Annotated in this window: 15 protein-coding genes; 9 read left to right on the top strand and 6 right to left on the bottom strand. The window is 67.3% G+C overall.

What is annotated here, in order from left to right:
- Window positions 1–308 precede the first annotated feature (308 nt).
- The 3 genes from ACN6O8_RS08215 to ACN6O8_RS08205 all read right to left on the bottom strand — a co-directional run bounded on the left by ACN6O8_RS08215 (window position 309) and on the right by ACN6O8_RS08205 (window position 5,656).
- Window positions 309–1,022, bottom strand: a complete 714-nt coding sequence (locus ACN6O8_RS08215; protein ID WP_427990561.1) for a DUF2325 domain-containing protein — start codon at window positions 1,020–1,022, stop codon at window positions 309–311.
- Window positions 1,023–1,332: 310 nt separating this feature from the next.
- Entirely contained in the window at window positions 1,333–4,116 is a 2,784-nt protein-coding gene (locus ACN6O8_RS08210) for an Ig-like domain-containing protein (RefSeq protein WP_427990560.1), read from the bottom strand.
- A gap of 259 nt (window positions 4,117–4,375) precedes the next feature.
- Entirely contained in the window at window positions 4,376–5,656 is a 1,281-nt protein-coding gene (locus ACN6O8_RS08205) for an MFS transporter (protein WP_427990559.1), read from the bottom strand.
- Window positions 5,657–5,760: 104 nt separating this feature from the next.
- Between ACN6O8_RS08205 and ACN6O8_RS08200 the strand changes: the two genes are divergently transcribed.
- On the top strand, window positions 5,761–6,663 hold the full coding sequence (locus ACN6O8_RS08200; RefSeq protein ID WP_427990558.1) for a LysR family transcriptional regulator: 903 nt from the start codon (window positions 5,761–5,763) through the stop codon (window positions 6,661–6,663).
- A 168-nt stretch (window positions 6,664–6,831) separates the two neighbouring features.
- On the top strand, window positions 6,832–8,478 hold the full coding sequence (locus ACN6O8_RS08195; RefSeq protein ID WP_427990557.1) for a mucoidy inhibitor MuiA family protein: 1,647 nt from the start codon (window positions 6,832–6,834) through the stop codon (window positions 8,476–8,478).
- A 28-nt stretch (window positions 8,479–8,506) separates the two neighbouring features.
- On the opposite strand, the gene ACN6O8_RS08190 is transcribed toward ACN6O8_RS08195, so the two are convergent.
- Complete coding sequence (locus ACN6O8_RS08190; RefSeq protein ID WP_427990556.1) at window positions 8,507–9,730, bottom strand: EAL domain-containing response regulator; 1,224 nt, start codon at window positions 9,728–9,730, stop codon at window positions 8,507–8,509.
- Between the two features lie 199 nt (window positions 9,731–9,929).
- Here ACN6O8_RS08190 and ACN6O8_RS08185 point away from each other — a divergent pair, with 199 nt between their 5' ends.
- Window positions 9,930–11,057, top strand: a complete 1,128-nt coding sequence (locus ACN6O8_RS08185) for a 3-deoxy-7-phosphoheptulonate synthase (protein ID WP_427990555.1) — start codon at window positions 9,930–9,932, stop codon at window positions 11,055–11,057.
- A 42-nt stretch (window positions 11,058–11,099) separates the two neighbouring features.
- Here the strand turns inward: ACN6O8_RS08185 and ACN6O8_RS08180 are convergent, their stop codons facing one another.
- On the bottom strand, window positions 11,100–12,335 hold the full coding sequence (locus ACN6O8_RS08180; RefSeq protein WP_427990554.1) for an NAD(P)/FAD-dependent oxidoreductase: 1,236 nt from the start codon (window positions 12,333–12,335) through the stop codon (window positions 11,100–11,102).
- A gap of 127 nt (window positions 12,336–12,462) precedes the next feature.
- Between ACN6O8_RS08180 and ACN6O8_RS08175 the strand changes: the two genes are divergently transcribed.
- Together ACN6O8_RS08175 and ACN6O8_RS08170 are read left to right on the top strand one after the other, a co-directional pair.
- A complete protein-coding gene (locus tag ACN6O8_RS08175; RefSeq protein WP_427990553.1) occupies window positions 12,463–13,065 on the top strand; it encodes a GNAT family N-acetyltransferase in 603 nt (200 codons plus the stop codon).
- Between the two features lie 125 nt (window positions 13,066–13,190).
- Entirely contained in the window at window positions 13,191–13,691 is a 501-nt protein-coding gene (locus tag ACN6O8_RS08170; protein ID WP_427990552.1) for a hypothetical protein, read from the top strand.
- Between the two features lie 113 nt (window positions 13,692–13,804).
- Here ACN6O8_RS08170 and ACN6O8_RS08165 read toward each other — a convergent pair whose 3' ends face one another.
- Window positions 13,805–14,083 (bottom strand): hypothetical protein, encoded by a 279-nt coding sequence (locus tag ACN6O8_RS08165; RefSeq protein WP_427990551.1) that lies wholly within the window; start codon window positions 14,081–14,083, stop codon window positions 13,805–13,807.
- Here ACN6O8_RS08165 and ACN6O8_RS08160 point away from each other — a divergent pair.
- From ACN6O8_RS08160 to ACN6O8_RS08145, 4 genes are all read left to right on the top strand, one after another.
- On the top strand, window positions 14,070–14,789 hold the full coding sequence (locus ACN6O8_RS08160) for a response regulator transcription factor (RefSeq protein ID WP_427990550.1): 720 nt from the start codon (window positions 14,070–14,072) through the stop codon (window positions 14,787–14,789). The genes ACN6O8_RS08165 and ACN6O8_RS08160 overlap by 14 nt on opposite strands.
- 10 nt (window positions 14,790–14,799) lie before the next feature.
- Complete coding sequence (locus ACN6O8_RS08155; protein WP_427990548.1) at window positions 14,800–15,684, top strand: HpcH/HpaI aldolase/citrate lyase family protein; 885 nt, start codon at window positions 14,800–14,802, stop codon at window positions 15,682–15,684.
- A 204-nt stretch (window positions 15,685–15,888) separates the two neighbouring features.
- Complete coding sequence (locus tag ACN6O8_RS08150; RefSeq protein WP_427990546.1) at window positions 15,889–17,523, top strand: ATP-binding cassette domain-containing protein; 1,635 nt, start codon at window positions 15,889–15,891, stop codon at window positions 17,521–17,523.
- Between the two features lie 82 nt (window positions 17,524–17,605).
- Entirely contained in the window at window positions 17,606–18,571 is a 966-nt protein-coding gene (locus ACN6O8_RS08145) for a cupin domain-containing protein (protein ID WP_427990545.1), read from the top strand.
- Window positions 18,572–18,630 lie beyond the last annotated feature (59 nt).

Raw genomic sequence — 18,630 nt, 5'->3', positions numbered from 1 at the left:
GGCGCGACAGCCGCAACCCTACGTAACGCGGCATTACGCCTTGCCGCCGGCCGTCACTCGATCTATATCCGCGCTGGCGGCCGATATGCTGGCACCACGCGCGGGCGGCGCCATTGCGCGTCTGCTCCTGGAAAGCCGCGCCCCGGGCATGCTGGCGCGGGGCCTGCCAAGCCTGGACGCCGAGGCCGCCACCATCGGTGATACCCGCCTGCATCCGCAAGACCGCCGCCACATGTTGCAGGCGCGCGACCGCCTGAGCGCGGATCCGTCATTCACGTTGACATGGTCTGATTGGCCGCCCTGCCGCGTCAGCGTTGCAATTCGACGCTTTCGCGCGCCAGCCCCAGCGCCGTCAACGCCTCGGGCTTGTCGACCAGCACGCACTGCTTGCCGGTGCGGGTGCAGTGATCCTTGACGCGCCAATAGGCGCCATGGCTGACGCAGCCGGTCTGGCAGATGACCAGGTCGGCTGCCACCAGGCTGGCTTCGAGCGTGTCGCCGTCGCTGCTTTCGCCGCCGCAATGGCCGAGATAGCGGCCGCCGGCCATTTCCACCACCTTGCGCGTGAGCATCAGGGCGATGGCGTCTTCGCCGACGCACAGCACCGATTTTTCGCGCAGCGTGGCGGCGGCAATGACCGCCGGCGGCACGGGCGGTTCGGCTGCGGAATCGAGCGGCCGGGTGCGCGCCTGGGCGGCGCGATCCTGCCACGCGAGGCGCTCGCGCATCAGGTTTTGCACCCGCTCCACCAGTTGGCTCACGCGCCGCGCCAGCGCCACCCGCTTGGGCAGGCCGGGGAGCGCGCCTTCGAACGCAGCGCGGTCTTCGCGCGCCCAGGCCAATGCCGTGTCGCGCTGAACCACCGCCGCGCGCAGCATGAAGACCTCCGCTTCCAGGCATTGGATACGCTGCGCCTGCGCGCTCAGCAGGCGGCTGCAACGCGCCTGGGCCTGGCCGTAGGCGGCAAGCAAGGCCGCGTGTTCGCGGTGCAGCGAATTGGGCGCCTGGAAAGCTAGGGTCATCGTGGGCCTCTCGGGGGATTGACGGGCAACACGGCATCCGCGTGGGCGGGTACCGTTCGGCATGCAGGGCATTATAAATGAGAATGCGTCTGTTTAATGATACGAGAGGGCCTGACCAGGGCCGCGGGAAATCCATTACTGGCGGTCCCACCAGGTTGAGACCGCCCCCTTGTTCAGACCGATCTGCACGCGGCGGCGCGGCGCTCTGCATCCAGTCGAGTGCGAGCCGCGTGCGCGCGATGCGCCCCAGCTCGCGCCGGGCCGCTAGACCCAAGCCGTTCTGGCTTGGATAGCCACTTCCATGAAGGTGTTAGGTAGACTTCCCGGAGGGCGGCGTCCAATTTATTTCACGTTCGCAATCTTTGGGGGTGAACTCGAACTTCTCGTCGCCCGTGCTGTATGGTATTGCAGCGCATTCTGAAGTCTTGTCATCAACATAATGGGTACACAAGTATCTCGAGCCGGAAGGCCGTAAAGGCTGCATCACGATTGTCTGGCGCTTCCATATTGGATGAACATTTCCCCAAGTATCCGTTGCCCCAGAAAAATAATCAAACGTGAGGCCCAAAACGTTATCCGCATCATCGCGCATTAGCAAAACAGCAGGGTCTCCCAATTCTGCCGGATAAGCGTCCTTGACCCATACCTGAACACCTTTATGTAAAGCAGCTTTATCATTGCGCGAAAAGAACAGGTAGACTCCCTTGTTCGCATCCGTTGCCTCTACTTGGTCTCGCCCGCGCAGGAACCACCATGGCTTCTTGACACTCGCTGGAACCCATCTTTCGGCACAGACATATTGAGGCTGGCTAGCATTGTTGCGATGAAAGTTACCCATCAGCGTAGCCGACCAAGGGGGGAGCCCGTAGGGTAGATCTTCATCGAGTTGCATGTCGGAGGCGAGACGGGGCGAATTTGAAAGCCGCGCCGACCAATCGCCTTGCATTGGCTTCCATGCATTGAATTCGGCATATTTTGAGGGCATGCCCTCTGTGGAAACATGGAAATCCCCCGAATTGCCGTACTGATCATATAGCGTTATGTTTACCCTAGTACTCCGCCGGCGATTCTTGTCGTACCAGTATCCAAAATAGCCATATATGGTTAGCGCGATACCTTGAAAATCCTTATCGAAGCGCGCCATGCCGGGCACATAAGAGTAGACTTCGTATTCGCCCATAGGGAATTGGCGTGCGCCTGAGCCATCGATCGGATTACCATCAAGATCCTTCAAATTCATCGGCCAGAAGTAGGCCGCGTGGGTATACAGGTGCTCGCCGTTGTAGCCCGCACAATACCCATCGAGCGCGGAATATTGATTTTTGTCCACTCGCACTTCGTATATTTTTGCGCCATACTTAGCTACCGTCGCCCCGGTCAAGCGGCAGGTGTAATCAATCTGGCGCGAGCAGTTCCCTTCCGGCGCGGGCGCACTCGGATCCGTAATGCCCTCATCGTTCGTGTCTGCATTGGCCAGCAGCGTCGCCTGCCAATCCAAATCCTGGGGCGTATAGGTTATTGCGGATAATAGAGTGAGCGTGGCCCTCTCCGATAGTCCACCCTGCTCATCGGCTCCATCCGCGTTGTAAATGTCGTGGTTGTCGGGGGGGGCGACATTGACGCCACAGCCTGCGGTCGGCCGAAACCGTTGGCCAATATCCACCGCGGAAGCTGGCCGCTCCGCGCAAGAGACGTAGTAGGTCAGTCTTACTACACCATTTTCGATGCCATGCGAACCAGGCGGCGGCGGATCGATAGCCGCCCCAGCCGCACGGCCGCTATTCAATTGCGCGGAAAACTGGTTTTTCACCGCAGAGAACGTGAGCCAGCTCAGCTCTTCACGGCTATAGTAATCGGTAAACCAGACATTATTCAGAAATTGGGAGAATTCCGGCGAGTTGTCGTCGGTCAATTGTCGGCTGGTAGCATCGATCAGTGTAATGATTAATACCAAGGCGGCTTGATGCCGTCCGTTTTTGAAAATTGTAGCGGATCCGACCCCTCCAAACGTCGCGGTAATCTTCGATATACCCGCCCAGGCGTTGTTAAAGGTGTAGTGGGCCTCGCGCGCGTATGTCTGCGGATCGCCTCCGGTGACCACCACCGAAACCTTTGAAGCGTCGTCGGCCGCCGTATTCTTTTTCAGGCTCACGAACGGGGCGCGCGCCTCGCCTTTTGCGTCCGTCACTACCGGCTTGTTCTCGGTGTCCAAAAACTTCGCAGCCCCTGTCAGGGCAAACTGCACTTCGACACCCGCCATCGGTTCGCCGGTCTGCGAATCTTTAGCGACAAACACCGCAACGATCTGCGAATTGCCATCGGCGGGCGCGCCATCTTGCTCCAGCACCAGCGACACGGTGGGCTTGGCGAGAAAGCGATACGACACACGTTCACGTACTCGCGGGTCCTCTTCGAGCGAAACCACCAGATAGTCGAATTCGGGTTTCGCGGACTGCAACACCGCTTGCGCAACCCCGTTGACCGCCTGCCGCACCACCTCGTTCTGGCCTGGCTCGCCGGAAAACGTTGCGGCATGGCCGTCGTTGCGAAACTTGACTTCGGCCTCATCGATGAGTTCGCCGTCCTCCTCTACGATAGCTCGCACCTTCACGCGTGGCGTGTCGTCAGCGAAGGCGTTCACAGCGCTCACCTCTACGCTGCGGAACTTCGGGTTAGGCCCGACAAACTCAAAGGACTCCTCGTCCGACGCCTGCTTATCCAAAGGACTGAACGTCAGCACGGCCTGCATATACCCCGTTTCCGGCGTCTCACAGATCAAGGCCGCCGTCGCCGTGCCGCTAACGTCGGTCGTTTCAGTGCAGTTCTGCTCTGTTTGTCCCGGCGCCACCCCTTCAGCGTAGAAAAAGGCGTCGCCCTCTGTCACCTCAAATGCCACCGTCAAGCCGTCCACTTTCAGGCCCGGCGTCTTAGGTGTGATGGTCGCCTTCGCGTAGATTATCTCCGCGGGCGTCGGGTGCAAACCAGACGGGTCATCTTCATTCTTACGATGCACCTTGGCCTTTGCCGGCTCAAATCGTAGCGTCACGCTGTAATTGTCCGACTCGTAGAATCCCGCTTCTCGCACGGCCACCATGCTCCCTCCGCATAAGTCTTCTCGCACCGACATCTATCCGCCACAATGGTGTACGTCCTGGGTGTGCTGAACTTCTGATTTCGATTCCGCCATTTTTGAATTGGGAGCATTCAGAGGCATTTCTCAAACGGCAGGGCCAGCGCATGGCAACGGTTCACGGTGGCGCGAACCGCGGTCAGGAACGCCGTCATCGAAAGTGCCAACGCCAAGGCAAACATGCGAAAGCATTAGCGACCTCCGCGGTGCATGGCGGGCGCGATTATGACGCGCCCCGCTCCACCGCGGGCGCCCGCAGCGGACGCGCCGTGCGCCAATAGAGCGCCGCGCTGATCGCCAGCGCCAATGCCAGCAGGCTGCCGGCCATCGCCGCCACGCCGGGCCAACCGCCGTCAGTCCAGAAGCGGCCGCCCAGCGAGCCCAGCACGCTGGAGCCGACGTAGTACACCAGCAGATAGAGCGAGGCCGCCAAGGCCTTGTAGCCGCGCGACATCTGCCCGACCCAGCCGCTGGCCACCGCGTGCGCGGCGAAAAAGCCGAAGGTGAACACCACGATGCCGCCGATCAGCACGGGCAAGGCGGCCGACAGCGTCAGCAGCAGCCCCGCCAGCGCCAGGCCGGTGGCCGCCGCCAGCATTGCGCCGCGCCCGTGCCGGTCGGCCAGGCGTCCGAAATAGGTGGAGGCAAAGATGCCCACCAGGTAAACCACGAAGATGAAGCCGATGAAGGTCTGGCTCAGCGAAAACGGCGGCGCCAGCAGGCGGAAGCCGACGTAGTTGTAGACCGTGACGAAGGCGCCCATCAGCAGGCCGCCCATGGCGAACAGGCCGCACAGCGGGCCGTTGCGCAGGTGCGCGCCGATGCCGGCGCGCACATCGCCAGCCACTCCGGCCCAGCCACGCGAACGTTGCGGCGTGAAGCGGCGCGAGGCGGGCAGCAGCCACACGAACAGCAGCGCCGCGATAATGCCCATCAGGCCCAGCGTGCCAAGCGCCGCGCGCCAACCGAAATGATCGGACACCAGGCCGGTGATCACCCGTCCCGACAGGCCGCCGAAGGCGCTGCCGCTGATGTAGAGCCCCATGGCCAGGCCGAGCGTGTCGGGTTCGACCTCTTCGGCCAGATAGGCCATGGCCACCGCCGGCACCCCGCCCATCGCCACGCCCTGCAGGGCCCGCAGCACCAACAGGCTGTGCCAGTCGGGAGCCACCGCCGCCGCCGTCCCCAGCACGGCCGAGGCGAACAAGGACAACGCCATGATGCGCTTGCGCGGCAGCGCCTGCGAGAACAGGCCCACCAGGAAGATCGCCACCGCCAGCAGGCCGGTGCAGAGCGACAGCACCAGGCTGCTCTGGGCCGGCGACACCCCGAAGCCATGGGTGAACAGCGGCATCAGCGGTTGCACGCAATACAGCAGCGAAAAGGTGGAAAAGCCTGCCGCGAACAAGGCCCATTGGGCGCGCCGCAACGCCGGCGTGCCGCGCGCCAGGTAATCGGCCGGCGGCGCGACGGTGGTGGGGGAAATGGCTGAGGGGGAAGACATCGGGATTCTCGAAAAACGCCGGGCAATGGCCCGTGCGATCAAGGTAGACTTTTGTCCTGCATATGTCCAATATATGAAACCGGCACTCGCTATATTTAATAACGATGGAACTGAGACACCTGCGCTACTTCACCGTGGTCGCCGACGAGCTGCATTTCACCCGCGCCGCCGCGCGTCTGGGCATCGGCCAGCCGCCGCTGAGCCAGCAGATCCAGCAGTTGGAGCGCGAGATCGGCACGCCGCTGTTTCTGCGCCTGCCGCGCGGCGTCGAATTGACGGAAGCCGGCGCCCAGTTCCTGGAAGACGCCCGCGCCATCCTGGCCAGCGCCGACCGCGCCATCGACACCGCGCGCCGCCTCGGGCGCGGTGAACATGGCGCCATCACCGTGGGATTCACTGCCTCGGCCGTGTTTCACCCCTATCTGCCGCGCGCCATCCGCGCCTTCCGCGATCGCTATCCCGACGTGCGCATCAGTCTGACCGAAAGCAACACCGTCAGCCTGCTGCGCGGCCTGCGCGAGAACGCCGTGGACGTGGCGTTCGTGCGGCCCCCCTACGTACTGGACCCGGAGTTCGCGGCCGAAAGCGTGCTGGACGAACCGATGCTGATCGCCCTGCCCCCCGACCACCCGCTCAGCCGCAAGCGCAGCGTGGCCATCGCGTCGCTGGCCGACCAGGATTTCGTGCTGTATCCCCGCCCCATCGGCGCCGGCCTGTATGACGCGATCCAGAACGCCTGCCTGCGCGCCGGTTTCGCGCCCCGCGTAATCCAGGAAGCGCCGCAAATGGCGTCCATCGTCAGCCTGGTGGCGGCGGGCGTCGGCATCTCGATCGTGCCGGCGGCCATGCGCCACATGGGCGCCCAAGGCATCGAGTACCGCCCGATCAAGGGCGACGCGCCGCATGCCTTGCTGGACATGGCCTACCGGCGCCACGACCGTTCGGTCGCCGCGCGCAACGCCGTTCAGATGCTGCGCGCGCTGGCGCATCCCGGGCAGGCGGCATGACGGGCGGCCGCGCCCGATCCGGAAGATGAAAACGGGGCGGTATCGGCCTGTCGCGTTTGTCACCTTCTGTAAACCCGCCGGCGGCGGCCGCCTGTAAATTGTCGCGCTATCGCCTCCCCGGCCCCCGGCAAAAGGGGCCGCCGGCGCAACCCGCCCAAAGGTGCACACGTGCAACGTACTCTCCTGGCTGTGGCCATCGCCACGCTTCCCGGTCTGGCCGCGGCGGCCGGACTGGCCTCCTCCATCAACGCCGTCACGGTCTACCAGGATCGCGCCGTGGTCACCCGCGCCGCCAGCAGCGAACTGGCGGCCGGCGAACACGAGCTGGTGCTGGAAAAGCTGCCCGCCAGCCTGCAGGAAAACTCGCTGCAGGTGGCGGCCAAGAGCACCGGCCAGGCCACCCTGCTGGACGTACGCGTGCGCGACGCCTTCCAGGCCGATACCGCCAACGAGCGCGTCAAGCAGTTGGAAGAACGAATCCGCAAGATCGAGAGCCAGCAAGCCGCGCTCGATGACGAGGCGGCGGTGCTGGACAACCAGCGCGACCTGGTGACGCTGATGCAGCGCGGCGCCACCGAACCGGCCAAGGACGGCCCGCGCCCGACGCTGGAGGAATTGAAGGCGATCCAGTCGCTCAGCGCCGACACGCTCAGCCGCGTGCTGGCCGGGCTGCGCCGGGTCGCCGAGCAACGCGAGGACCTGGAACGGCAGTTGTCCGCCGCGCAAGGCGAACTGGGCCAATTGCAGGGCCAGCTCAATCGCCGCACCAAGACCGTCACGCTGCGCGTCAACCTGGCGCGCGCCGGCAAGCTGGATCTGAACGTTTCCTACGCGGTGGCCGGCGCGCGCTGGACGCCGTCGTATGACGCGCGCCTGCGTCCCGCGGACCGCAGCGTCGAGCTGGGCTATTTCGGCGTCATCCGCCAGAACAGCGGCGAGGACTGGAACAACGTCAAGCTCACCCTGTCGACCGCGCGGCCGGCGCTGGGCGGCGGCGCGCCCAAGCTGAGTCCGTGGATCATCGACGTGGCCGCCCCGCCGCAGCCCCTCGCGCCGCTGCCGGCCGCGGCCCCGGCGCCGACCGTGCGCAACGACTCGCGCACGCGCATGAGCCCCAAGGCCAACGCCGAGAAGGTGGCAGGCGAAATGGCGTATGCGCTGGAAGACGCCGCGGTCGCGACCGCCGAGGTGCAGGCCGAGGCCACCAGCGCCTCGTTCCAGATCCGCGCGCCGGCCACGCTGGCGTCGGACAACAGTACCCAGCGCGTGGCCATCACCTCCGCCAAGCTGCCGGCCACGCTGCAATACCAGTCCACGCCGGCGCTGCGCGAGGCCGCGTTCCTGACGGCCCTGGCCAGCAACAGCACCGAATACCCGTTCCTGGCGGGCACGCTCAACACCTTCCTCGATGACGCCTTCGTCGCCGCGTCCGCGATGAAGACGGTGATGCCGGGCGAAAAACTCGAACTGGCGCTGGGCGCGGACGACGGCATCTCGATCAAGCGCCAACTGGTGAATCGCTTTACCGAAAGCACCGGCTTTTCCGGCAACGGCAAGCGCGTGACTTACGAATACAAGATCACCGTCAAGAACAACAAGACCACCAAGGAACAGGTCACGTTCAAGGACCGCCTGCCGGTCTCGCGCAACGAGAAGATCGAGGTCAAGCTGCTGTCGCCCGCCGAACGCGACATCAAGCGCGAGGACAACGGCGTGCTGGTCTGGAACTGGGACCTGGAGCCGGGCAAATCGCGTGACGCGGTGCTGAAGTTCTCGATCGACTATCCGGGCGATATCGACGTGGCCGGGATCTGAAACACCGCCTGGCGGCCGCCGGCGCGGGTCAATGCTGGCGGCAGAAGGCGATGAATTCGTCCGGCGGTAATGGCATCGAAATGCCATAGCCTTGCGCCACGGTGCAGCCCAGCTCGCGCAGCAACTGGATATCGCGCGCCTGTTCGACCCCTTCGGCCACCACCCGCCGGCCCAGCGCGCGGCCCATTTCGATGGCCGCCGCCACGACCGCGCGCGAAGCCGGCTCGCGGTGCATGTGGACGATGAAGTCGCGGTCGATCTTCAGCTCGGTGAACGGCATCGCCGAGAACAGGCGCATCGACGCGATGCCCGCGCCGAAGTCGTCCATGGCCAGCTCGAAGCCGCGCACCCGCAACAGGTTCAGCGCCGATGACAGGGCCAGCCAGTCCGTCACTGGCTCGTCTTCGGTCAGTTCCACCTTGACCAGCCGCGCCGGCAGGCCGGCCTGGGCCACCCGCTGTTCCAGTTCGCCGGGCAGGCCCGGCGCGCAAAGCGTCGAGGCCGACGCGTTGATCGCGATCGGCACCGCGATGCCCTCGGCATGCATGCGCACCAGGACTGCCACCACGCAGGCCGCGACGCGGTCGAACAGCATCTGGTCCAGGCCCAGCCGGTGCGCCGCCGGCACGAAGTCGATGGCGGGGATGGCGCCCAGCGTCGCATGCTGCCAGCGCGACAGCGCCTCGGCCGCGACCGCGCGCCCCGAATTCAGGTCCACTTGCGGTTGCAGGACCACGCTCAGGCCCTCCCCCGAGGTCAGGGCGCGGCCCAGCTCCGCCTCGATCACCTCGCGCCGCACCGCCGTCGGACGCGGTGAAACCGTGTCGTCGTCCAGGCTATGCAGGGCCGTCTTGATGGCATTCTGCATGGCGGTGCGCGACACCGGCTTGGCCAGGGCCTGGGCCGACGGGCACCCGCCTTGCAAGGCCAGCCGCACATGCGATTGCAGCAGCTCGTCGGAAAGACTGCTGATCCAGATGATGGGGGGCATGCGCTTGAGTCCGCCGGCATCCACCATCTGGCGCAGTTCGTTGGGCAGCCGGGTGCCGTCGCCCTCGCCCATGACGATGTCGCTGATCACCACGTCATAGAACTGCCGGGCCAGCGCGCCCATCGCCTCGGTGCTGCTGCCCACGCCCGCCACCCGGCGATAGCCCAGCGCCAGCAACTGGTTCTGCAGATAGGCCCGCTCCACGGGGTGGTCTTCCACGAGAAGGATCCGTCGATTGGCACCAGTATCGGTTTTGGGCATCGCGCACGTCCTCGGGATGTCGGCATGTCCGTCAATGCTACGGCATGTTCCCCGACTGTACGCCACCCAGGACGGGTTAGGCCCGATTCCGGCGGGGCTGGCGCCGATCGACCTAGGCCGTGGGGGACATCGCCCGGACGGACGAGCCCGCCGGTGCGATAATGACGCCCTTTCCCGCATCTATGGCACGGAGCTTCCCTTGACCCGCATTGACGATCCCCTGCACGACCGCGAGGTCGGCGCGGCCGACGCCACCCAGGACAACACCCGCACCGACGACACCCGCATCAGCGCCGTGCGCCCGTTGATTTCGCCCGCGCTGCTGCAGGACGAACTACCGGTTTCGGCCGGGATCCAGACGCTGGTCGAAGACAGCCGCGCCCGCATCGCCGACGTGCTGCACGGCCGCGACGACCGCCTGGTGCTGGTGGTGGGGCCCTGCTCCATCCACGACCACGGCCAGGCCATGGAATACGCGCGCCTGCTGCGCGCCGCCGCCGACCAATACCGCGACGACCTGCTGGTCGTCATGCGCGTGTACTTCGAAAAGCCGCGCACCACGGTCGGCTGGAAGGGCTACATCAACGATCCGCGCCTGGATGGTAGCTTCCGCATCAACGAAGGCCTGCGCCGCGCCCGCGAATTGCTACTGGACATCAGCGCCCTGGGCCTGCCGATCGCCACCGAATTCCTCGACCTGCTCAGCCCGCAGTACATCGCCGACCTGATCGCCTGGGGCGCCATCGGCGCGCGCACCACCGAGAGCCCCAGCCACCGGCAGTTGAGCTCGGGCCTGAGCTGCCCGCTGGGCTTCAAGAACGGCACCGACGGCGGTGTGCAGATCGCGGCCGACGCCATCGTCGCGGCCAGCGCCAAGCACGCCTTCATGGGCATGACCAAGATGGGCATGGCCGCCATCTTCGAAACCCGCGGCAATATGGACACCCATGTGATCCTGCGCGGCGGCAAACAGGGGCCGAACTACGACGCGGCCAGCGTCGACGCCTGTTGCGCCGTGCTGCGCGCGGCCGGGCAGCGCGAACAGGTCATGATCGACTGCTCGCACGCCAACTCCAACAAGTCGCACCTGCGCCAGGTCGACGTGGCCCGCGACATCGCCGCCCAGCTGTCGCAGGGCGACCACCGCATCACCGGCGTGATGATCGAAAGTCATCTCGAGGAAGGCCGCCAGGATCTCAAGCCGGGCCAGCCGCTGCGCCACGGCGTGTCCATCACCGACGCCTGCCTCGGCTGGACACAGACGCTGCCGGTGCTCGACATGCTGGCCCAGGCGGTGCGCGCGCGCCGCGCCAAGGCCGGCGCCTGACGCCGCCGCCCGCGCCAGCCGTTACCCGGCTGGCGCGGCGTCCTAGCGGTTCAACGCATACGGCGCCGGATCCATCGGCGGCGCCTCTCCCGTCATCAGACAGGCCAGCAGCCGGCCCGTCACCGGCCCCAGCGTGAAGCCGTGATGCGCATGGCCGAAGGCCAGCCACAGCCCGGGATGACGCGGCGCCGGCCCGATCACCGGACGCATATCCGGCAGGCATGGCCGGCAACCCATCCACGGCGTGGCCTCGACCGCCGCGCCCAGCGGCAGCAATTGCGCGGCCAGGGCGCGGGTGCGCGCGATCTGCACTGGCGATGGCGGCGCGTCGCGCGGCGCGAACTCGGCGCCGGTGGTCAGGCGCAGGCCCAGCGTCATCGGCGACACCACGAACCCGCTGTCGACATCGGCCACCGGCCGCGTCAACGCGGCGCCGTCGCGCAGCGCGAAATGCTGGTGATAGCCGCGCTTGACGGCCATCGGCACGCGATAGCCGAGCGGCCGCAACACGTCGGGCGACCACGGCCCCAGCGCCACCACCACCTCGCGCGCCTGCACCGGCCCCGTCACGCCACGCACGCGCCAGCCCCCGGCCACCGCCTCCAGGCTGCGCGCATCGCCACGCGCCAGCGTGCCGCCGCGCCGCTGGAACAGCGCCGCGTAGCCGCGCGCTACCGCGCCCGGATCCGACACATTGACCGGATCGCGCCAATGGATCGCGCCCGCCAGCCGCGGCGACAGCGACGGCTCCAGCGCCGCCAGGCCCTGGCGATCGAGCACCTGATAGTCCAACCCGTACGCCGCCAGCGCGGCGGCCTCGGCGGCGGCGGCATCCAGGCTGGCCTGGGTGCGCAGGCCATCGATCCAGCCAGTGCGCCGGAACAGGTGGCCGATGCCGGCGGCGTCCTTGAGCGCGTCATGCTCGGCGACACTGCGCTCGATCAGCGGCAACATGGCGGCCGCCGCGCGCGCCAGCCGGGCAGGCGCCGAATGCCACCAATAGCGCACCAGCCATGGCGCGATGCGCGGCAGAAAGCGCGGGTGGTAGCGCACGTCGGGCCTGCGGTTGCCGGCATAGCGCAGCAGGCTGCGCCAGTCGCGCGGGAAAGCATAGGGAATGACGCTGGCGCGTTCGATCAGCCCGGCGTTGCCATAGCTGGTTTCCTCGCCCGGGCCGCGCCGGTCCAGCAGTGTCACCGAGCGCCCGCGCGCCTGCAGGTGCAGCGCCGCGCTGACGCCGATGATGCCCGCGCCCAGGACGATCACGTCTGTTTTCATGCGCCGCATTCTGCGCCCGCGCACCGGCTTCGGCAAGCGTCCGCGGCGGGCGTAGAATCTGCCGGCGCCCCGGGGCCGAGCCATGACGGTCCGCGCCTGGCGGCGGCGCTTTTCGGAGCCCTGCGCCATGCCTGCCCTCGCCGCCCTGCAACCCGTCACCCTGGAAGGCGAGATCGTGCGCCTGGAGCCCCTGACCGCGGCGCATGCCGGCCCGCTGGCGCAGGTCGGGCTGCACCCCGAATTGTGGCGGCTGCAACCCGAGCCGGTCGACAGCGCCGACGACATGCGCCGCTACGTCGACCGCGCGCTGGCCGGCCAGGCCGCGGGCACCTGCCTGCCCTTCGCCATCGTGCGCCGCGACAGCGGCCAGGTCATCGGCACCACGCGTTACATGGATATCGCCCTGGCGCACAAGCGCCTGGAGATCGGCGCCACCTGGCTCACGCCCGCCAGCCAGCGCAGCGGCGCCAACACCGAGGCCAAATATCTTTTATTGCAGCACGCCTTTGAAACAATTGGTATCATGCGGGTCGTGTTCAAGACGGAGGCGGCCAACGTGCAATCGCGCCAGGCCATTCTCCGCATCGGCGGCGTCGAGGAAGGGGTGTTCCGCAAGCACCTGATCGCGCAGTCCGGACGCACCCGCGACATGGTCTATTTCGCCATCCTCGACGAGGATTGGCCGGCCGCCAAGGCACGCCTGCTGGCGCGGCTGCGACGCACGGCCTGACCCTGGCGCGGGCCTGCTCTTTGTTTTTCATGATGGCCGGCGCTCAAGTTCCCGCGACTGGAGGCCGTTAAGGCGGTACCCGGGGCAAGTCGCCATCCACCCGCCCCGCTCATTTCAAGTCAGGTATGGATCGTTCTCCGCTCGCCCCCCCCGCCCCGGCCGGGCACAATCGCCCCACCATCTTCATCTACACCGAAGAGCAACGGGGCAACCAGTTGGTCGAATCGCCGGTCATCGGCATGCTCTCGGACGTCTCGGGTTCGGACAAGCTCATCGTGGCGCAGGATCCGTTCAGCGGCATCAAGTTCATCTATCGCGTCGACCACGAAAGCAGCAACCTCGATGCCGCGGCGATCACCGAGCAGGATGAGTCCGCTTTCAACGGCAAGAACTCGGTGCAGATCAACGCCATCTCCTACAAACTGGGAACCGCCGACAACGCCATGAAGTTGCTGCGCGGCAAAAACCAATGGATCCAGGACAAAGGCGCGGTGCTTTCGGTGCTGCTGCAGAACGCGGCTGCCCGCAAGACGCGCTTCGCCCCGCCCCGCATCGAGCGCGACCGCGTGCGCAAGGTGCCGCCGGGCGTGCCGGTGGAGTACCTGGAGGCGGCGTCCGCGCCCTGACACCGGCCAAGCGGTGTACAACTTTCGCAGGGCTTTCTTATCCACAGAAACTGTGGATAAGAAAGCGGCGCGCGTAAGACTGCCGGCCTTCTCGGCGGCCCCACAGGGGATGCTCAATTTTTGAGCAAAAACGAACCCATCACACCGCGCCGCGCGCGCCGCTTTCGCTGCGCCGCAATATACCGCGCCGCCGCAACGGCGATAATGATATTCTCCGCGAAAGCGCCGCGCGGGGAGCCGATCGCGGGCGCGCCACCCGGCGCCGCGCCCGCGCCGGGCGGACTCAACCACACCAATAAGAAGCCGTCGCATGAAAGGAGCGGAAAGCGTGTTTGCCCCAGGATCGTCTCGCGCACAACCGCTAGTTCGTCCGGCGCCGTGACCATCATCATCGTCGACGATCACGGCGACTGGCGCGACACCATTGCCGAATTCATCCATGACCTCGGCCTGGGCGAAGCCATCCTCACCGCGGGCTCGCTGTCCGAGCTGGATCAACTGTTGCTGAACGTCACGCCCGGCATCCTGGTGCTGGACGCGATGCTGCCCGACGGCGACGGCCTGGCACGGGTCGCGCACCTGCGCACCACCTATCCCTCGATGGGCATCATCATGCTCACCGGCCGGCTGTTGAGCGAGGACAAGGTATCGGGCCTGAGCCTGGGGGCCGACCACTACCTGACCAAGCCGGTCAACCTGGCCGAACTGGGCGCGACCCTGGTGGCGTTGTCGCGGCGCCTGCGCGTGGTGCCCGCGGCCGATCCCGAGGCGACCACCGCTGAAATCTGGCGTTTCGATCCCGCGCGCCGCCTGCTGGTGTCGCCCAAACGCATCCACGTCGACATCACCGACACCGAAAGCCGCCTGATCGGCGCGCTGATCCAGGCCGCGCCGCTGCCGCTGTCGCGCGGCCGGCTGGTCGAGGCGCTGGGCGCCAGCGCCGAGGCCTACGATACCCATCGCCTGGATGCCCACATGCACCGGCTGCGCCGCAAGCTGCGCGCGCAGGCCGGCGGCGACATGGGCATCCGCACCGTCTACGGGGTCGGCTATGTCTGCACCATGCCCGTGCAGATCGTCGGCAACCCCAAGCATTGAACCGATTGCCATGACGCCCACCGTTGCCCGTCCGCGCCGTTCCGTCCTCTACATGCCCGGCGCCAACGCGCGCGCGCTCGAGAAGGCCCGCGGCCTCGATGCCGACACACTGATCCTCGACCTGGAAGACGCCGTCGCGCCCGACGCCAAGACGCTGGCGCGCGACCAGGTGGCCGCGGCCCTGCGCGCCGGCGGCTATGGCCGGCGCGAATGCGTGGTGCGCATCAATGCGCTGAACACGCCCTGGGGCCTGGACGATGTGCGCGCCATCGCGCGGGCCGGCGCCGACGCCGTGCTCCTGCCCAAAGTGCAGTCGGCCGCCGAGCTGGAGGCGCTGGCACGGGCATTGGACGCGGCCGGCGCGCCCGCCGCGCTGCCGCTGTGGGCCATGGCGGAAACACCGTTGGGCATTCTGCGGCTGGACGCGATCGCTGGCGGCCACGCGCGGCTCGCGGCCATCGTCGTGGGAACCTCCGACCTGGTCAAGGATCTGCATGCGCGTCATACCCCCGAGCGCCACGAGACGCTGCTGGCGCGCTCGCTGGCGGTGCTGGCGGCGCGCGCCCACGGCCTGGCGGTACTGGACGGCGTGCACCTGGACCTGGACGATGATGCCGGTCTCGCGGCCGCCTGCCGCCAGGGACGCGACCAGGGTTTTGACGGCAAGACGCTGATCCACCCGCGGCAGATCGCCGCGGCCAACGCCGCCTTCGCGCCCACCGCGAGCGAGCTGGCCAGCGCCCGCCAGCGCCTGGACGCCTGGCGCGCGGCGCAGGCCGCGGGCCAGGGGGTGGCCGTGGTGGACGGCGCGCTGGTCGAGAACCTGCATGCGCGCGAAGCCGAACGCCTGTTGGCGCTGGCGGCCGCCATCGCGGCGCGGACGGCCCCCGGCTGAACGGCGCCCGGCCGCGCGGGGCGCGCGGCCAGCTACAATGTCGTCCGCGACCGGATGGCCCCCGACCCATCCGCCCGCCGCGCCCGGCGCGGCCCGCACTATGCGCGCCAACGGCGCGATGTTTCTCCGGTTCCCTTTTTTGCGCCGCAGCCTGTGGCGGGAGCCTTGCCGCGCGCACGCCGCGCCACCCCAGCCACACGATTCATGATCCGTTTCCAACAAGTTTCACTCATGCGCGGCGTCAAGCCCTTGTTCGACAAGGTCGACCTGCTGCTGAACCCCGGTGACAAGATTGGCCTGATCGGCGCCAACGGCGCCGGCAAGTCGAGCCTGTTCGGCCTGCTGCGCGGCACGCTGCACGCCGACCAGGGCGACCTGGACTACCCCGCCAGCTGGCGCATGGCCTACGTGGCGCAGGAAACGCCCGCGCTCGACCGCCCCGCCATCGAGTACGCCATTGACGGCGACGTCACGCTGCGCAAACTGGAAGCCGAGCTGGCCGCGCTCGAAGCCGAGCCGGAAAGCGCCGAGAACGGCCTGCGCATGGCCGACATCTACGCCGCGCTGGCCGATGCCGACGCCTACACCGTGCATTCGCGCGCCGAGCAACTGCTGACGGGCCTGGGCTTCACGCAAGCGCAGATGCAACTGCCGCTGACCAGCTTCTCCGGCGGCTGGCGCATGCGCCTGAACCTGGCGCAGGCGCTGATGTGCCCGTCCGACCTGCTGCTGCTGGACGAGCCCACCAATCACCTGGATCTGGACGCCATCATCTGGCTGGAAGACTGGCTCAAGCGCTATCCGGGCACGCTCATCGTCATCTCGCACGATCGCGACTTCCTGGACGGCGTGGTCAACGTCATCGTCCACATCGACGAGCGCAAGCTCAAGCGCTACTCGGGCAACTACTCGTCGTTCGAGCGCCAGCGCGCCGCCCAGTTGGAACTGGCGCAAGGCATGATGGAAAAGCAGATGCGCCAGCGCGCGCACCTGCAATCCTTCATCGACCGCTTCAAGGCCCAGGCCAGCAAGGCGCGCCAGGCGCAGAGCCGCATCAAGGCGCTGGCACGGATGGAAGAAGTGGCGCCGCTGCGCGCCGCCGCCGAATTCTCGTTCGAGTTCCGCGAGCCGCTGCGCGCGCCCAATCCGCTGCTGACGATGGACAAGGTCAGCGCCGGCTACCGCAACACCGACGCGGACAGCGGCGTCACATCGGACAAGATCATCGTCTCGGGCATCGACTTCTCGCTGCAGGCGGGCCAGCGCCTGGGCCTGCTGGGCATCAACGGCGCCGGCAAGTCGACCTTCATCAAGACCATCGCCGGCGAGCTGCAATCGCTGGCGGGCGAGACCCAGTTCAACAAGGGCCTGTCGATCGGCTACTTCGCCCAGCACCAGGTCGAAATGCTGCGCCACGATGAATCGCCGCTGTGGCACATGACCAAGATCGCCCCGACCGTGCGCGAGCAGGAGCTGCGCAACTTCCTGGGCAGCTTCAATTTCAACGGCGCCATGGCCACCAGCTCGATCGCGCCGTTCTCCGGCGGTGAGAAGGCGCGCCTGGCGCTGGCGCTGATCGTCTGGCAGCGCCCCAACCTGCTGCTGCTGGACGAACCCACCAACCACCTGGATCTGGAAACGCGCGAGGCCCTGACCACCGCGCTGGCGCAATTCGAGGGTACGCTGGTGCTGGTATCGCACGACCGCCACCTGCTGCGCGCCACCACCGATCAGTTCATCATCGTCGCCGACGGCCGCTTCAGTCCCTTTGACGGCGACCTGGACGACTACAAGGACTGGCTCTACAAGACCAAGCTGTCGGCCAAGGCCGCCGCCTGATCGCGCCCCGAACCGGCTTAGAATCGCAGCATGCCCCGCCGCGCCCGCGCCGGGTCCTTCCGCCTTCTCATGCCTTGAACCCATGGACAGCCTCAGCCAGCTCCTGTCGACGGTCGAGCCCGCGGGCACGGTGGATCTGCTGTGCCGCTACGGCGGCCGCTGGCGCGCCGACCATCCCCAGGCGCCGGCCGGCCACGTGCCGTACCACGTCATCCTGCAGGGCGAAGGCGTGGCCCGCGTCGGGCACGACGAACTGGCGCTGCGCGCCGGCGACATCCTGTTGCTGCCGCACGGCGCCTCGCATCTGCTGCGCGGCGTCGACGCGCGCGCGCCGGCCGCCACGGCGCCGCCCGACATCCGCCACAACGGCGTTCTGACCGAGCTGACGCAGGACGGCGCCGGGCCGCGCCTGGAAATGCTGTGCGGCGTGTTCACGCTGGGCCGCGCCGGCGGCCTGCTGCTGATGGCGCTGCCGCAGGCCATGGTGGTGCGCGCCGCGACCATCACCGACAACAGCGCGCTGGCCACGCTGCTCGGACTGATGCGTACCGAGGCCAGCCGGCCCCGGCTGGGCGCCGCGGCCATCGTCAACCAACTGTCCACCGCCCTTTTCACGCTGGTGTTGCGCGCCTTGATCCACGATGGCCAGCAGACCCGGGGCCTGCTGGCGTTGATGGCCGATCCGCGCCTGGCGCCCGCCGTGCAATCGATGCTGCAAACCCCGACCGAACCGTGGACCCTGGTGACGCTGGCGCAGCGCTGCCACCTGTCGCGGGCGACTTTCGCGCGCCAGTTCGTCCGTGCCAGCGGCCTGACGCCGCTGCGCCTGCTGACCGCGATCCGCATGGAACACGCGGCGCGCCAGCTCGAGCGGCCGAAGGATTCGGTGGCGCGCGTCGCCGCCGGCATCGGCTATCAATCGGAAGCCGCGTTCGCGCGCGCTTTCAAGCTGCACTTCGGGATCGGGCCGGGAACGTATCGGCGCCAGGCCGCGACGCCGGAGGGCGTGATGGCCGGCGGCAGACCGCCGCGCCAGGCACAGGGCTAGCCCGCGCGGCAGGCCGTGCGCCCCATGGCCCATGGGCGCGCGCGGACGCGTTACAATCC

Source organism: Achromobacter sp. (assembly GCF_050285565.1).
Taxonomy (GTDB): domain Bacteria; phylum Pseudomonadota; class Gammaproteobacteria; order Burkholderiales; family Burkholderiaceae_B; genus Achromobacter.
Note: the sequence above shows the minus strand (reverse complement) of the source record. Positions and strands in the feature narration are given on the sequence as shown.

Bases quoted from the DNA above. Each gene is read 5' to 3' on its own strand.
- ACN6O8_RS08145 (WP_427990545.1), top strand. From the start codon at position 17,606: ATGGACAGCCTCAGCCAGCTCCTGTCGACGGTCGAGCCCGCGGGCACG.
- ACN6O8_RS08165 (WP_427990551.1), bottom strand. From the start codon at position 14,083: ATGATGATGGTCACGGCGCCGGACGAACTAGCGGTTGTGCGCGAGACG.
- ACN6O8_RS08200 (WP_427990558.1), top strand. From the start codon at position 5,761: ATGGAACTGAGACACCTGCGCTACTTCACCGTGGTCGCCGACGAGCTG.
- ACN6O8_RS08150 (WP_427990546.1), top strand. From the start codon at position 15,889: ATGATCCGTTTCCAACAAGTTTCACTCATGCGCGGCGTCAAGCCCTTG.
- ACN6O8_RS08175 (WP_427990553.1), top strand. From the start codon at position 12,463: ATGCCTGCCCTCGCCGCCCTGCAACCCGTCACCCTGGAAGGCGAGATC.
- ACN6O8_RS08215 (WP_427990561.1), bottom strand. From the start codon at position 1,022: ATGACCCTAGCTTTCCAGGCGCCCAATTCGCTGCACCGCGAACACGCG.
- ACN6O8_RS08205 (WP_427990559.1), bottom strand. From the start codon at position 5,656: ATGTCTTCCCCCTCAGCCATTTCCCCCACCACCGTCGCGCCGCCGGCC.
- ACN6O8_RS08170 (WP_427990552.1), top strand. From the start codon at position 13,191: ATGGATCGTTCTCCGCTCGCCCCCCCCGCCCCGGCCGGGCACAATCGC.
- ACN6O8_RS08155 (WP_427990548.1), top strand. From the start codon at position 14,800: ATGACGCCCACCGTTGCCCGTCCGCGCCGTTCCGTCCTCTACATGCCC.
- ACN6O8_RS08190 (WP_427990556.1), bottom strand. From the start codon at position 9,730: ATGCCCAAAACCGATACTGGTGCCAATCGACGGATCCTTCTCGTGGAA.
- ACN6O8_RS08180 (WP_427990554.1), bottom strand. From the start codon at position 12,335: ATGAAAACAGACGTGATCGTCCTGGGCGCGGGCATCATCGGCGTCAGC.
- ACN6O8_RS08210 (WP_427990560.1), bottom strand. From the start codon at position 4,116: ATGGTGGCCGTGCGAGAAGCGGGATTCTACGAGTCGGACAATTACAGC.